The following is a 15,052-nucleotide window of genomic DNA, read 5'->3' as shown; positions in this document are numbered from 1 at the left end:
GGTGATCATCGGGTGATTGCAGCCTAGTGGGCGGACGGGGCCGCGGACAGGACCACCGGCATGCCCCGGCTCACCGCGTGGCGAGCCGGGCCTCCGCCGCCCGCCAGGCCGCCGGGTCGCCCTGCGGCTCGTAGCGGGTCAGCGGCTGGGTGCGGACGAGGAGCTCCCGCAGCCGGGTGCGGTCGCCGCCCAGCCCGTGCGCCCGCGCCTGTACGAGGACGTTGCCCAGCGCCGCCGCCTCCGCGGGCCCCGCGATCACAGGCAGCCCGCACGCGTCGGCGGTGAGCCGGCACAGCAGGGTGTTGCGGGTGCCGCCGCCGACGATGTGCACCACGTCCACCGGATGCCCGGCGAGCCGCTGGGCGTCCGCCACGGCCCGGCGATGGGCCAGGGCGAGGGAGTCGAGGATGCACCGGGTGATCTCGGCCCGGGTGTTCGGCACCGGCTGCCCCGACTCCCGGCAGGCGTCGGCGATCCGCTCCGGCATATGGCCGGGCGCCAGAAACACCGCGTCCCCGGCGTCCACCACGGACCGCAGTGCCGGTACGGCCGCCGCTTCCCGTAGCAGTTCGTCCAGACCGGGGTTCCCCCAGACCCGTACGCACTCCTGGAGCAGCCACAGGCCCATGATGTTGCGGAGATAGCGGACCGTGCCGTCGAGGCCCAGCTCGTTGGTGAAGTTCGCGGCGCGGCTCTCCTCGGTGAGCACGGGCGCGTCCAGTTCCAGACCGGCCAGCGACCAGGTGCCGGTGCAGATGTAGGCGAACCGCTCGCCCGTCGCGGGCACGGCGGCCACCGCGGACGCCGTGTCGTGCGAACCGACGGCGGTCACCGGCACGGGACCGGTCAGCCCGGTCTCGTCCAGCACCTCCGGGCGCAGCAGGCCCGCCGGGTCGCCGGGGTTGCGGAGCGGCGGGAAGAAGCTGAGGTCGATGCCGAGGCGGGCGGCGATGTCGTACGACCAGTCGCGGGTGCGGGGGTCGATCAGCTGGGTGGTGGAGGCGTTGGTCAGCTCGGTGCCCTGCTCGCCGGTCAGCCAGTACGACAGCAGGTCCGGGATCAGCAACAGCCGTCTGGCGTGGGCGAACTGGGCAGTGGAGCGGGCGGCCAGTAGCTGGTACAGGGTGTTGAAGGGCGCGTGCTGGAGCCCGGTCGCCGCATACAGCTCCGCCGGCGGCACGCTCGCCCACACCTTCTCCGCGACGCCCTCGGTGCGGGCGTCGCGGTAGTGCACGGGGTTGCCGAGCAGGGCGCCGTCGGCGTCGAGCAGGCCGTGGTCGACGGCCCAGCTGTCCACGCCGACCGAGTCGACCTGCCCGGCCGCCCGCAGTCCGTCGAGGACCCCGGCGTAGAGGCCGAGGACGTCCCAGCGCAGCCCCTCCGGGACGCGGACCGGCCGGTTGGGGAAGCGGTGGGCCTCGGTCAGCTCCAGGCTGTCGGGGCCGACGCGGCCGACCATGACGCGCCCGCTGGACGCGCCGAGGTCGACCGCGGCGCAGGTGTGCGACACGGTGTGCGGCACGGCTGTCACCGCAGGAAGGCGGCGGCGACGCCGGCGTCGACCGGGATGTGCAGACCGGTCGTGTGGGTCAGCTCGCCGCCGGTGAGGGCGAAGACCGCGCCCGCCACATGCTCGGGCAGCACCTCGCGCTTGAGGATGGTCCGCTGCGCGTAGAACTCGCCCAGCTTCTCCTCCTCCACCCCGTATGTCGCCGCCCGCCGGGCGCCCCAGCCGCCCGCGAAGATCCCCGAACCGCGCACCACACCGTCCGGGTTGACGCCGTTGACCCGGATGCCGTGCTCACCCAGCTCGGCCGCGAGCAGCCGCACCTGGTGGGCCTGGTCGGCCTTGGTCGCGGAGTAGGCGACATTGTTGGGACCGGCGAAGACGGCGTTCTTGGAGGCGATGTAGACGACGTCGCCGCCCAGCCCCTGCGCGATCATCACCCGTGCCGACTCCCGCGACACCAGGAAGGAGCCGCGCGCCATGATGTCGTGCTGGAGGTCCCAGTCCCGCGCCGTGGTCTCCAGCAGTGGCTTGGAGACGGAGATCCCGGCGTTGTTGACCACCAGGTCCACACCGCCGAAGGCGAGCAGCGCGGCCTTGAACGCCTCGGCGATCTGCTCCTCGGAGGTGACGTCCACGGTCACAGCGACCGCCTTGTCGGGCCCGCCCAGCTCCTCGGCGACCGCGGCGGCGTTGTCGGCGTTCAGATCCGCTACGACGACACACGCGCCCTCGGCGACCAGCCGCCGGGCGGTGGCCTTCCCGATGCCGCTGCCCGCGCCCGTCACCAGCGCGATCCGGGTTGCCAGCGCCTTGGGCCCCGGCATCCGCCGGAGCTTGGCCTCCTCCAGCGCCCAGTACTCGATACGGAACTTCTCCGACTCCTCGATCGGCGCGTACGACGACACCGCCTCGGCGCCGCGCATCACATTGATCGCGTTGACATAGAACTCGCCGGCCACGCGCGCGGTCTGCTTGTCCTTGCCGTAGGAGAACATGCCGACGCCGGGCACCAGCACGATCGCCGGGTCGGCGCCGCGCATCGCGGGGGAGTCGGGCAGGGCGTGCCGGTCGTAGTAGGCGGCGTACTCCTCGCGGTACTCGGTGTGCAGCTCCTTGAGCCGTGCGATCGCCTCGTCCAGCGGCGCGGTGGGCGGCAGGTCGAGGACCAGGGGGCGGACCTTGGTGCGCAGGAAGTGGTCGGGGCAGGAGGTGCCGAGCGCGGCGAGACGCGGGTGCTCGGCGCGGGAGACGAAGTCGAGGACGGTCTCGGAGTCGGTGAAGTGCCCGACCTGCGGGCGGTCCTTCGAGGCGACGGCACGGACGTACGGCGCGAGGGCCGCCGCGCGTTCGCGGCGCTCGGCTTCGGGCAGCGGCTGGTATCCGTCGATCACCGGGCCGAAGGGGTCCGTCGCCTTGCCGCGCTCGGTGAGGAACCGCTCGGCGGTGCGGATGATGTGGAGGGAGTTGCGCTCGCACTCCTCGGCGGTGTCGCCCCAGGAGGTGATCCCGTGGCCGCCGAGCACGCACCCGACGGCCTCGGGGTTGGCCTCCTTGACGGCCGCGATGTCCAGCCCGAGCTGGAAACCGGGCCGCCGCCACGGCACCCATACGACCGTGTCGCCGAAGCACTCCGCGGTCAGCTTCTCGCCGTCTGCGGCGCAGGCGAGGGCGATGCCGGAGTCGGGGTGCAGATGGTCCACGTGGGCGGCGTCGACGAGGCCGTGCATCGCGGTGTCGATGGACGGGGCGGCGCCGCCCTTGCCGTGCAGGCAGTAGTCGAACGCGGCGACCATCTCGTCCTCGCGGTCGACCCCCGGGTACACGGCGGTCAGTGCGCGGAGCCTGTCCAGGCGGAGCACGGCGAGACCGGCCTCGGTGAGCGTCCCGAGGTCACCCCCGGACCCCTTGACCCACATCAGCTCCACATCGGTGCCGGTCACGGGGTCCTGGCCTCGGCCCTTGGCGGAGGCGTTGCCGCCGGCGTAGTTGGTGTTACGGGGATCGGCACCGAGCCGGTGCGAGCGGGCGAGGAGGGCGGCGGCTTCGGGGTGCGTGGCCATGAGGGTTCCTTTTCGGGAGGCGGGGTCTGCGGGGTGGGGTGCGGGTCTGCGGGGTGCGGGTGCGGTGCGGGTGTCGGCGGGGCGGGGTTGCTGTCGGGCGGGTGTGCGGGGTGCGGGTGTTGGGGGGCGGGGCCGGGGTCGCGCAGCCCGGCGCTTACGGGGCGCCGCCTGCGCCCACCCGTGCCGCCCCAGCGGCACGACTGCCCGCAGCTAGTGCTGTGACCGGAAAGGTTCACCGGCCCGCGACGCCCGGCACGGCACCTCGCTGCGTTGTCGCATCACCCGAGTACATCCAGTACGCGGGCGATGCTCCGCCTTGCGATGCACCGCACCGGACGCCGCGGGCTTACCGGCAAACCTTTCCGGTCACAGCACTAGCGGGGGTGGGTGCGGTGGCTGCGGCGCGCGCGGTTGGGGCGCGTCGGGGCTGCGGTGCGCTGCCCGCGGAACCGCGATCGGTACCGGTCGGGCGGCCCGTCTGGCGCCCAGCCACGCCCAGCCGCGCCCAACCGCGGGCAATCGTGCCGCACGGGGGTCCCCCCTGCTCGAAGAGCTTGGGGGAGGCACGGGTGGGCGCGGCGGCACCCCGTCAGCGCCGGGCTGCGCAAACCTCCCCCCGTGAGCCCACCCGCCGCGACAAACCCCGCCCCGCCGGAACGCTTACGCCCCCCACCCCGCCTGCTGCCCCCCCACCCGCTCCGCAGCAATCCGCTCCCCCCACCCGGAGCGGTGATACGCAGCGACGGGGTCGGCATCCAGCCCCATCTCCTCCCGCACCGCCGCCAGCAACGGACGTACATCCGTGTTGAACGCGTCCATCAGCACCGCGTTGGCCAACAACACATCCCCCGAGGCCTGCGCCGGCGAAAGCGCAGAAACGTCGACCAGCAGCGCCTTCGCCGTGGCCTCCTGCACGTTCATCACCGAGCGGATGATCGCCGGGATCTTCGCCTCGATGTTGTGGCACTGGTCGAGCATGAAGGCGATGCCGGAGGTGAGGCCGCCGCCGTGCACCACCTCGTGCATGATGCGGAAGAGCTGGAAGGGATCCGCCGCGCCGACCATCAGATCGTCGTCCGCGTAGAACCGTGAGTTGAAGTCGAACCCGCCGAGCTTCCCCTCGCGCAGCAGCGTGGCCACGATGAACTCGATGTTGGTGCCCGGCGCGTGGTGGCCGGTGTCCACGACGACCTGCGCCTTGGGGCCGAGCTTGAGGCAGTGGGCGTAGGCCGTGCCCCAGTCCGGGACGTCGGTGGTGTAGAACGCCGGCTCGAACAGCTTGTACTCCAGCAGCAGACGCTGCCCGTCGCCGAGCCGCTCGTACACCTCGGCGAGCCCCTCGGCGAGCCGGTCCTGACGGGCCGGGATGTCGTCCTGCCCGGGGTAGTTGGTGCCGTCGGCGAACCACAGCTTGAGGTCGGTGGAGCCGGTGGCGTCCAGGATGTCGACGCACTCCAGCAGATGGCCGACGGCCTTGCGCCGCACCGCCGCGTCCGGGTGGCAGATGCTGCCGAGCTTGTAGTCGTCGTCCTGGAAGGTGTTGGAGTTGATCGTGCCGAGCCGCACCCCGCGCTCCTCGGCGTATTTCGCCAGCGCCGCGTAGTCGTCGACGTTGTCCCACGGGATGTGCAGGGCGACGGTCGGCGCGACGCCCGTGAAGGCGTGTACCTGGGCCGCGTCGTCGAGCTTCTCCTGCGGGGTGCGGGGCACTCCGGTCTGCGCGAACACCTTGAAGCGGGTCCCCGAGTTCCCGTACGCCCACGACGGCGTCTCGACGGCCTGGGTCTTGAGCGCGGACTTCACCGCGGCGAGGTCGGTCACTTCAGGGCTCCTGTGGCATCGGTCGCGACGGCGACTCCATGAAACGATTCAGGATCGCAAGTTATGAGCGGTCCCCGGGGGTGTCAAGGAGTCCGGTCAAGACTGTTTTCCGTGACTTGCCCGTGACCTTCGGATATCAAAAGTTTTTCGACTCCGGCCCATTGACGTGACATGCCTGGAGTGTCTAACTTCCCGGCAACCCAGTTGAAACCTTTCACGACGCGGTGAGGGTCAACCTCGCCGATGTCGTCGAGGAGCCCCCATGACCCACCCGTCCGACACGGGCACCGCCCCGGTACTGGCGCTCAGGGACGTCTCGAAGTCCTTCGGTGCGGTCCGTGCCCTGCGGAACGTGTCGCTCGAGCTGCACGCCGGTGAGGTGCACGCACTCGCCGGTGAGAACGGCGCGGGCAAGTCGACCCTGATCAAGGCGCTCGCCGGGGTGCACCGACCCGACACGGGTCAGGTGCTGCTCGCCGGCCGGCCGGTGACCTTCAACGGCCCCGGTGACGCCCGCGACGCGGGGATCGCCGTCATCTACCAGGAACCCACCCTCTTCCCCGATCTGTCGATCGCCGAGAACATCTTCATGGGCCGTCAGCCGCGGCGCGCCCTCGGCCGCATCGACCACAGGGCGACCCGTGCCGCGACCCTGGAGCTGATGCGCCGCCTCGGCGTCGAGCTCGACCCGGACCGTCCGGCGCGGGGCCTGTCCATCGCCGACCAGCAGATCGTCGAGATCGCCAAGGCCCTCTCCTTCGACGCCCGCGTCCTGATCATGGACGAGCCGACCGCCGCCCTGACCGGCAGCGAGGTCGGCCGGCTCTTCGGCGTGGTGCGCACCCTGCGCGACCAGGGCGCCGCCGTGCTGTTCATCTCCCACCGGCTGGAGGAGATCTTCGAGATCTGCGAACGGGTCACCATCCTGCGCGACGGCGCCCGGATCGCCTGCGAGCCGGTCGCCGGGATGACCGAGGACGACCTGGTGCGCCGCATGGTGGGCCGCGACCTCGACGAGATGTACCCCAAGCAGGACGTCACCCCCGGCGACATCGCGCTCAGCGTCCACCGGCTGACCCGCGAGGGCGTGTTCACCGACGTCTCCTTCGAGGTACGGCGCGGTGAGATCGTCGGCCTCGCCGGGTTGGTCGGAGCCGGGCGCACCGAGGTCGCCCGCGCGGTGTTCGGGGTGGACCGGTGGGACGCGGGGGAGGTCGAGGTCGAGGGAAGGTCTCTGGTCAACGGCGCTCCCTCGACCGCCATGTCCGCGGGCCTCGCGCTCGTCCCCGAGGACCGGCGTGCCCAGGGCCTGGTGATGGACATGTCCATCGAGCGCAACATCGGCCTCACCGGACTGCGCAGCACCGTCCGCGCCGGGTTCATGGACCGCGGCGCCGAGCGCAGCCGCTCCCTCGACTGGGCCGTCAGGCTCCGGGTGAAGTACGCCCGGATCGCCGACAGCGTCTCCACCCTGTCCGGCGGCAACCAGCAGAAGGTCGTCCTCGCCAAGTGGCTGGCCACCGGCCCCAAGGTGCTGATCGTCGACGAGCCCACCCGTGGGATCGACGTCGGCACCAAGGCCGAGGTGCACCGGCTGCTCAGCCAACTGGCCGCCGACGGCGTCGCCGTCCTGATGATCTCCTCCGACCTGCCCGAGATCCTCGGCATGGCCGACCGCGTGCTGGTGATGCACGAGGGCCGGATCACCGCCGAGATCCCCCGCTCCGAAGCCACCGAGGAAACCGTGATGGCCGCAGCCACCGGGAGGGCATGATGGCGGTGACCACCCCTCACGAGACGCCGGTCGCCGACGCGCCCCGCTCCGCCGGCACCCGGCTCGTCGACCGCGTCTTCAGAATGCGCGAACTCGCCATCCTCGTCGTGTTCCTGGTGATGATCGCCGTCACCCAGGCCGGCAACAGCGAGTTCCTCTCCGAGCAGGGCATCAAGGACCTCCTGCTCAACGCGACCATCCTGGTGCTGGTCGCCACCGGCCAGTCCCTGGTCGTCATCACCCGCAACGTCGACCTGTCCGTCGGCTCCACCCTCGGCATCACCGCCTTCGCGGCCGGCAACTACCTCCAGGGCGGCGGCAATCCGGTCGTGGCGATCGTGCTGGCGATGCTCCTGGGCATCGGCTGCGGCGCCGTCAACGGCCTGCTGGTCAGCCTCGGCCAGGTGCCCGCCCTCGTCGTCACCCTCGGCACCCTCTACATCATCCGCGGCGTCGACTCCATCTGGGTCGGCGCACGCCAGATCACCGCGGCCGACCTGCCCGGCGGGTTCGTCGACTTCGGCTCCGGCGGACTGTCCGCGGTGCCGTACCTCGCGCTGATCGCGCTGGGCGTGCTGGTGGTGACCGCGTACTGCATGAAGCAGTACGGCAGTGGCCGCGAACTGTACGCGCTCGGCTCCAACCCCGAGGCCGCCCGCCTCGCCGGCATCCCCGTGCGCAAGCGGATCCTCACCGCCTACACCTTCTGCGGCGGACTCGCCGGACTCGCCGGGGCCATGTATCTCGCCCGGTTCGGCAACGTCGACTCCAGCACCGGCAACGGCTACGAACTCACCGTCGTCAGCGCCGTGGTGGTCGGTGGCGTCGTCTTCACCGGCGGCTCCGGCAGCGTCTACGGCGCGGCGCTCGGCGCCCTGCTGCTGACCTCCATCAACAGCGTGCTGCCCGCGCTCGGTGTCAGCTCCGTGTGGGTGCTCGCCATCAACGGCGTCCTGCTGCTCCTCGCCATCGCGGTCGACCGGATCGTCGCGCTGCGGGTGGCGGCAGCGCTGAAGAGGTCGGCGCTGAAGAAGTCCTCCGTGGAGAAGGCCGCCCGGGACACCCGGAACACCGAGAACCGCGACACGCGGGCCGAGCAGCGGAACGCCGAGAAGGGGAACACCCATGCCTGACTCCCTGACACGCGCGGTCCGCTGGGACACGGTCGTCGGCGCTCTCCTCGTCGTCCTGGTCCTGCTGTCCTTCGGCTCCGTGGACGGATTCGGCAACGCGCTGAACCTGTCCTTCCTGCTCGGCAACGCCCTGCCGATCGCCCTGATCGCGCTGCCGATGACCATGCTCGTGGTGGCCGGCGAGATCGATCTGTCGGTCGCCTCCACCGCGGGCCTGTCCGGCGCGGTGATGGGGAAACTGTGGAACGACGGCATGCCCATCGAGACGATCATCCCGCTGTGCCTGCTGCTCGGCGTGGTGTGCGGGCTGGTCAACGGTCTGCTGGTGACCCGCCTCGGGCTGCCGTCCCTGGCCGTCACCATCGGCACCCTCGCCGCCTACCGGGGCATCGCACAGATCGTGCTCGGCTCGGACGCGGTGACCGACTTCCCCACCCAGTACCTGGACTTCGCGGCCGGACGGGTCGGCGACTCCTTCCTGCCGCGGGCTTTCCTGCCCTTCCTGGTGCTGCTCGCGATCGCCGCGGTCGTTCTGCACGCCACCCCGTTCGGCCGCTCGCTGTTCGCGATCGGCGCCAGCGAGGAGGCCGCCCGGTTCGCCGGCCTGCGCGTCAAGCGGGCCAAGCTGGTCCTGTTCACCGTGACCGGCCTGATGGCCTCCCTCACCGGTGTGTTCTGGGTGCTGCACTACGCCAGCGCCCGCTACGACAACGCCACCGGCGTCGAACTGTCCGTCGTCGCGGCCGTCCTGCTCGGCGGCATCGACTTCGACGGCGGCAAGGGAACGCTCGGCGGCGCGGTCGCCGGGGTGTTCCTGCTCGGCGCGCTCCAGAACGTGATGAGCCTGCTGAGCGTCTCCGCCCAGTCGCAGATCGTCGTCACTGGCGTCCTGCTCGTCGTCTCGGTGCTGGGCCCGCGCGTCGCCCGCCAGGTCGCTCTCGCCAGGGCGGCGGGGTCCCACGGCTAGCTCCGCTGGAACGGCCGCGATGTGTCGTTTGTCGTCTGCGGCACCGTCGTGGCTGGTCGCGCCCACGCGGCGGAGCCGCATATCGATACAGCCCCGCGCCCCTTTGGGGCGCTCCCGAACTGCCGACGGCCGCCCCCCCGTACGTGTCACTCACGGCCGTAGACACCCTACGACCCGCTCACCGCCGTAGCCCCCAGGCGGCCCCGCCTACGGGCCGCACCGCGCCCTCCCCGGGCGCGCCCCAGACCCCGACCGCCCCTCGGGGCGAGTCGCACCCACTTCCACCCGAAGGAACCTGTCATGCGCAAGTCCACCCTCCGCCGCACCGGAGCGGCACTCGCCCTCGCCACCTCCCTCGCCCTCGCCGCCACCGCCTGCGGCGGCACCACCAAGAACGACGTCAAGGACGACTCCGGCTCCGCCGCCACCGCGGGCAAGGCGAATCCGAACGCCGAGCTGAAGAAGGGCCTCACCGTCGGCTTCCTGCCCAAGCAGGTCAACAACCCGTACTTCACCTCCTCCGACAACGGCGGCAAGAAGGCCCTGGAGGAACTGGGCGAGAAGTACAAGGAGGTCGGCCCCAACAGCGCCACCGACACCTCCGGCCAGGTCTCCTACGTCAACACCCTGACCCAGCAGCAGGTCGACGCGATGGCCGTCTCCGCGCAGGACCCGGGCGCGCTGTGCACGGCGCTCAAGCAGGCCATGAGCAACGGCATCAAGGTCGTCGCCTACGACTCCGACACCAAGACCGACTGCCGCAACGCCTTCGTCTCGCAGGCCAGTGCCGAGGACCTCGGCCGTACCGAGGTGCAGTTGCTCGCCGAACAGATCGGCTACAAGGGCGAGATAGCGATCCTGTCCGCCGCGCAGACCGCGACGAACCAGAACACCTGGATCGGCTATATGAAGGACGAGCTCAAGGACCCCAAGTACAAGGACATCAAGCTCGTCAAGACCGCCTACGGCAACGACGACGCCCAGCAGTCCTTCCAGCAGACCCAGGGCCTCCTCCAGGAGCACCCGAACCTGAAGGGGATCATCTCCCCGACCACCGTCGGCATCAAGGCGGCCGCCCAGTACCTGTCCGGCTCGAAGTACAAGGGCAAGGTCAAGCTGACCGGCCTTGGCACCCCCAACGACATGCGCAAGTACGTCAAGAACGGCACCGTCGATGGCTTCGAGCTGTGGGACCCGGCGAAGCTCGGCGACCTCGCCGCCCGGACCGCCGTAGCGCTGGCCTCCGGTCAGATCACCGGCAAGGAGGGCGAGTCCTTCAAGGCCGGCTCGACGACGTACACCATCGGCAAGGACGGTGTGATCAGCCTGGGCAAGCCGACCGTGTTCGACGCCAAGAACATCGACCAGTTCAACTTCTGACACTCAACCTCTGACACTCGACTTCTTGCATCTGAAGGGGTGTTGATGCGACGCGTGTGTTTCCTCCTCAAGGTCAGGGCGGACCGCCTCGACGAGTACCGCGAGCGGCACGCCGCCGTGTGGCCCGAGATGCGCGAGGCGCTGACGGCCACCGGGTGGCACAACTACTCGCTGTTCCTGTGCGACGACGGCCTGCTGGTGGGCTATCTGGAGACGGAGGACTTCGAGGCCGCCAGAGCCGCCATGGAGGCCACCGAGGTCAACGCCCGCTGGCAGACGGAGATGGCGCCGTTCTTCCAGTCGCTGGACGGCGCCCGGCCCGACGAAGCGATGACGCCCCTCACCGAGGTGTTCCACCTCGCCTGACCCCGACCCCGCCCCCGACCCCTGGAGCCCGCCCCATGAAACGACGCACCGTGCTGGCAACCGCTCTGCTCGCCACGGTGGCGGCCCCGGGAACGGCGGCAGCGGCCGCTCCCGGCCCCTCTGCCACCCGGAAGAGCACCACACAACTGGACTCCCAGGCCGTCTACTTCGTCTCCTACGACGGCCTGGTCAACAACAACTCCTTCCAGAAGAACGGCCTGTTCACCTACCAGGGCTACCAGTACGCCGCCTGGTACACCGCCACCCGCTATGCGGTGCTCGCCCGCCGCGCGCTCGGTGCGAGCAACTGGTCCACGCTCACCCTGCCCCACCAGCTCAAGGCCGACGACTCGCACAACGTCATCTCCATGGGCGTCTCGAAGCTCGACGGCCGCCTCCACATCACCATGGACTCCCACAGCGACGGCTTCTTCTATGTGAAGTCCGCCGCCGGCCTGCTCGACAGCCCCGCCACCACCGCCTGGACCACCTCCGCCTTCGGTGCCGTGCAGACCACCCTGGACGGACTCGCCCCCACCTCCCAGTTCACCTATCCCCAGTTCGTCGCCACCCCCGAGGGCAGGCTCCAGCTGAGCTACCGCGCCGGAGTCTCCGGCAACGGACGCAACGCCCTCGCCGAGTACGACGGTTCGGCCTGGACGGCGCTGGGGGAGTGGACCAGCGCGACCGGCACGTACACCAGCTCGCACGGCTCCAGCACCGCACGCAACATGTATCTGCACGGCATCGACTACGACAGCGGCGGCACCCTGCACGCCCTCTTCACCTGGCGCGAGCAGAACGCCGCCGTGATGTGCAGCAGCGGCGGCATCACCAACCACGACACCGGTTATGTCCGCTCCACCGACCGCGGACGCACCTGGCGCAACGACGCGGGCACCCTCGTCGCCAGCACCGGCTCCTCGGACAAGGTGTCCGTCACCGACTCCGGCCTGGTCGTCGACTCCCTGAACCCCGACCACTCCCTGATGAACCAGGAGAGCCAGACAACCGACTCCACCGGCCTGCCCCACGCGATCATCAGCTACGTCCCCGGCCGCTTCGGCCAGTGCACCACGGACTACGTCGCCGACCGCACCGCGAACGGCCGCGCCTTCCATGTCCGCAAGCTCGCCACCGGCACATGGCAGAAGACCGAGATCCCTGTCGCCCTGAACTCCAGCCAGCGCACCAAGCTCGTCCTGGACCGCTACGACAATGCCTACGCGGTCCTGCCGTACGGCCGGATCGCCGCCGCGTCCCGGTCCTCCGGTCACACCGACTGGACCCTGCTGTACGACGGAAGCGACCTGAACGCCTTCGGGGAGGTGGTGATCGACGAGACGCGCGTCGGCGCGGACAACGTGCTGTCGTTCATGTATCAGGAGAAGTCGAGCGGCACGACCCCCTCGGCCCTCCACGTCGTCGACTTCGCGTTACCGGCCTGACCAGCCCTTCATGTGGTGAGATGACGCATACGTGAGGGGCCCGGCCCCTCGTTTCTTCCTGGAGGTTCCGCCCGATGGCCCAGTCGGTGGGTATCAAGGACGTGGCCCGCGCCGCCGGAGTGTCGGTGGGCACGGTCTCGAACGTCATCAACCGTCCGGACAGCGTCGCTGCAGAGACCCGCGCGCGCGTGCAGTCCGCGATCGACCGGCTCGGCTATGTCCGCAGCGAGTCCGCGCGCCAGCTCCGCGCGGGGCGCAGCAGGATCATGGGACTGCTCGTCCTCGACATGGGCAACCCGTTCTTCGTCGACGTGGCCCGCGGCGCCGAGCGGGCCGCCCGCGACGCGGGCCTCGGTGTGATGGTCTGCAACAGCGCCCAGAACGTCGGCGAGGAGGCCGAGTACCTCTCACTCTTCGCCGAGCAGCGGGTGCGCGGGGTGCTGCTCACGCCCACCGACGCGACGGGCCGCAACATCGAGTCGTTCCGTCGGCACGGCATACCGTTCGTGCTCGTGGACCGGGTCGCCGAGGGCGCCACCGAGTGCTCGGTGTCGGTGGACGACGTGGCGGGCGGCGCCCTCGCCGTGCACCATCTCGTGGAGGGCGGCCACCGCTCCATCGCGTACGTCAGCGGCCCGCCCGGCCTCACCCAGGTCCGCGACCGTCGTACCGGCGCCCTGAACGCGCTCGCCGAGGCCGGGCTCGGCCCCGACGCGCTGCGCGAGCTGCCCACCGAACGGCAGGACGTGGCCGCCGGCCGTGACGCGGGTGCCCGGCTGCTCGGCCTCGCCGACCGCCCCACCGCCGTGTTCTGCGCCAACGACCTGCTCGCCCTCGGCGTGCTCCAGGCCATGTACGCGGCCGGGGTCACCGTCCCCGACGACCTCGCGATCGTCGGCTACGACGACATCGAGTTCGCCGCCGCGGCCGCCGTACCGCTCACCTCCGTGCGCCAGCCCGCCGTCACCATAGGAGCGCTGGCCGCCGAACTGCTGCTGGAGGAGACCGAGGCCCATGACGGCGCCGCCCCGCACCAGCACCGCCGGGTGGTGCTCCAGCCGGAACTGGTGGTGCGCCGCTCCAGCCTGACCGCACGCTGACGCGCGACTTCTGCAGCACACGACTTTTGCAACACGCGACTCCTCCAACGGGCCGGGATCCGGCACGATTTCATGATCCGGGGCCGATACGACGGACGTCCGTGTGCTGAACTGGGACGCGGCCCGAAGAAGTGCCGGCACCATCCGTCCGTCCCGGGAGAACCGTTGACCGTCAGCTACCGCCAGCCCGGCGTCGTCCTCACCGACCACCGCTTCACGGTGCCCCTCGACCACGACGACCCCGTCGGCGAGACCATCGAGCTCTACGCCCGTGAGGTCGTCGCGAGCGACAAGGAACACCTGGACCTGCCGTGGCTGGTCTATCTCCAGGGCGGCCCGGGCTTCGGGGCGAACCGTTTCATCGGCAGACAGGCATGGCTGGGCCGCGCCCTGGAGGAGTACCGCGTCCTGCTCCTCGACCAGCGCGGCACCGGCCGCTCCACCCCCGCCACCCGCCAGACCCTCCCGCTGCGCGGCACCCCGGCCGACCAGGCCGCGTATCTCACGCACTTCCGCGCCGACTCGATCGTCCGGGACTGCGAGACGATCCGCCCGAAGCTGACCGGCGGCGCACCTTGGACGGTCCTCGGCCAGAGCTTCGGCGGCTTCTGCACGGTCACTTATCTTTCCCTGGCCCCCGAGGGCTTGGCCGCCGCGCTGATCACCGCCGGCCTGCCCTCCCTCGACGCCCACGCCGACGATGTCTACCGCGCCGCCTATCCGCGCATCGAGCGCAAGGTCGCCGCGCACTACGCGCGTTACCCCCAGGACACCGAGCGCGCCCGCCGGATCGCCGACCACCTCCTGACCACCGAGGTCACCCTCCCCGGCGGCTACCGTCTCACCGCCGAGGCGTTCCAGTCGCTGGGCCTGATGCTGGGCGGCAGCGAGGGCAGCCACCGCCTGCACTACCTCCTGGAACACGCCTTCGTGGACACCCCGCAGGGCCCGGCCCTCACGGACGCCTTCCAGGAGGAGGCCCGCTCCTTGCTCTCCTACGCGGCCCACCCCCTCTACGCCCTCGTCCACGAGACGATCTACGGCCAGGACGAGCGTCCCACCGCCTGGTCCGCCGAACGCGTCCGCGCCGAGTTCCCGCAGTTCGACGCCGCCAAGACCCTGGCGGGCGACGGCCCGCTGCTGTTCACCGGCGAGTCCGTGCACCCGTGGACCTTCGCCTGCGACCCGGCGCTGCGCCCGCTGCGCGACACCGCCGAGGCCCTCGCCGCGCACACCGGCTGGCGCCCGCTCTACGACCCCGCCCGGCTCGCCGCCAACGAGGTCCCGGTGGCCGCGGCCGTCTACCACGACGACATGTACGTCGACACCGCCCACGCCCTGACCACCGCCCACGCGATCCGCGGCCTGCGCACCTGGGTCACCGACGAGTTCGACCACGACGGCGTCCGTGCGGGTGGACCTCGGGTCCTGGATCGGCTGCTTTCCCTGACCCGGGATGAGGTGTGAGCGCTCCGCTGGAAGTGCCGCGAGGT

General features: G+C 70.9%; 11 protein-coding genes. 8 read left to right on the top strand and 3 right to left on the bottom strand.

Going from position 1 to position 15,052, the window contains the following annotated elements; all coding sequences use genetic code 11:
* Positions 1-70: 70 nt before the first annotated feature.
* The 3 genes from ACSYGN_RS03885 to rhaI form a co-directional block, all read right to left on the bottom strand.
* Positions 71-1,459, bottom strand: a complete 1,389-nt coding sequence (locus ACSYGN_RS03885) for a rhamnulokinase (protein WP_460403205.1) — start codon at positions 1,457-1,459, stop codon at positions 71-73.
* Between the two features lie 68 nt (positions 1,460-1,527).
* Positions 1,528-3,570, bottom strand: coding sequence for a bifunctional aldolase/short-chain dehydrogenase (locus tag ACSYGN_RS03880; RefSeq protein ID WP_460391822.1), 2,043 nt, complete (start codon positions 3,568-3,570; stop codon positions 1,528-1,530).
* A gap of 660 nt (positions 3,571-4,230) precedes the next feature.
* Positions 4,231-5,391, bottom strand: a complete 1,161-nt coding sequence (gene rhaI, locus ACSYGN_RS03875; protein WP_460391820.1) for an L-rhamnose isomerase — start codon at positions 5,389-5,391, stop codon at positions 4,231-4,233.
* A 262-nt stretch (positions 5,392-5,653) separates the two neighbouring features.
* Between rhaI and ACSYGN_RS03870 the strand changes: the two genes are divergently transcribed.
* The 8 genes from ACSYGN_RS03870 to ACSYGN_RS03835 all read left to right on the top strand — a co-directional run bounded on the left by ACSYGN_RS03870 (position 5,654) and on the right by ACSYGN_RS03835 (position 15,026).
* Positions 5,654-7,165 carry a sugar ABC transporter ATP-binding protein gene (locus tag ACSYGN_RS03870; protein WP_460391818.1) on the top strand — a complete coding sequence of 504 codons (1,512 nt, stop codon included), beginning with the start codon at positions 5,654-5,656 and terminating at the stop codon, positions 7,163-7,165.
* Positions 7,165-8,298 carry an ABC transporter permease gene (locus ACSYGN_RS03865; protein WP_460391816.1) on the top strand — a complete coding sequence of 378 codons (1,134 nt, stop codon included), beginning with the start codon at positions 7,165-7,167 and terminating at the stop codon, positions 8,296-8,298. The genes ACSYGN_RS03870 and ACSYGN_RS03865 overlap by 1 nt, the downstream gene beginning before the upstream one ends.
* Positions 8,291-9,265, top strand: a complete 975-nt coding sequence (locus tag ACSYGN_RS03860; RefSeq protein ID WP_460391814.1) for an ABC transporter permease — start codon at positions 8,291-8,293, stop codon at positions 9,263-9,265. Before ACSYGN_RS03865 ends, ACSYGN_RS03860 begins: the two co-directional genes overlap by 8 nt.
* Positions 9,266-9,565: 300 nt before the next feature.
* Complete coding sequence (gene rhaS / locus ACSYGN_RS03855; protein ID WP_460391812.1) at positions 9,566-10,645, top strand: rhamnose ABC transporter substrate-binding protein; 1,080 nt, start codon at positions 9,566-9,568, stop codon at positions 10,643-10,645.
* Between the two features lie 45 nt (positions 10,646-10,690).
* Positions 10,691-11,011: an L-rhamnose mutarotase gene (locus ACSYGN_RS03850; protein WP_460391810.1), complete on the top strand. Its 321-nt coding sequence runs from the start codon at positions 10,691-10,693 to the stop codon at positions 11,009-11,011.
* 35 nt (positions 11,012-11,046) lie between these two features.
* Entirely contained in the window at positions 11,047-12,459 is a 1,413-nt protein-coding gene (locus ACSYGN_RS03845; RefSeq protein WP_460391808.1) for a BNR repeat-containing protein, read from the top strand.
* 74 nt (positions 12,460-12,533) lie between these two features.
* Entirely contained in the window at positions 12,534-13,559 is a 1,026-nt protein-coding gene (locus ACSYGN_RS03840; RefSeq protein WP_460391806.1) for a LacI family DNA-binding transcriptional regulator, read from the top strand.
* 165 nt (positions 13,560-13,724) lie between these two features.
* A complete protein-coding gene (locus tag ACSYGN_RS03835) occupies positions 13,725-15,026 on the top strand; it encodes an alpha/beta fold hydrolase (protein ID WP_460391804.1) in 1,302 nt (433 codons plus the stop codon).
* Positions 15,027-15,052: the final 26 nt, after the last annotated feature.

This window comes from Streptomyces sp. YIM S03343, from assembly GCF_054729195.1.
Note: the sequence above shows the minus strand (reverse complement) of the source record. Positions and strands in the feature narration are given on the sequence as shown.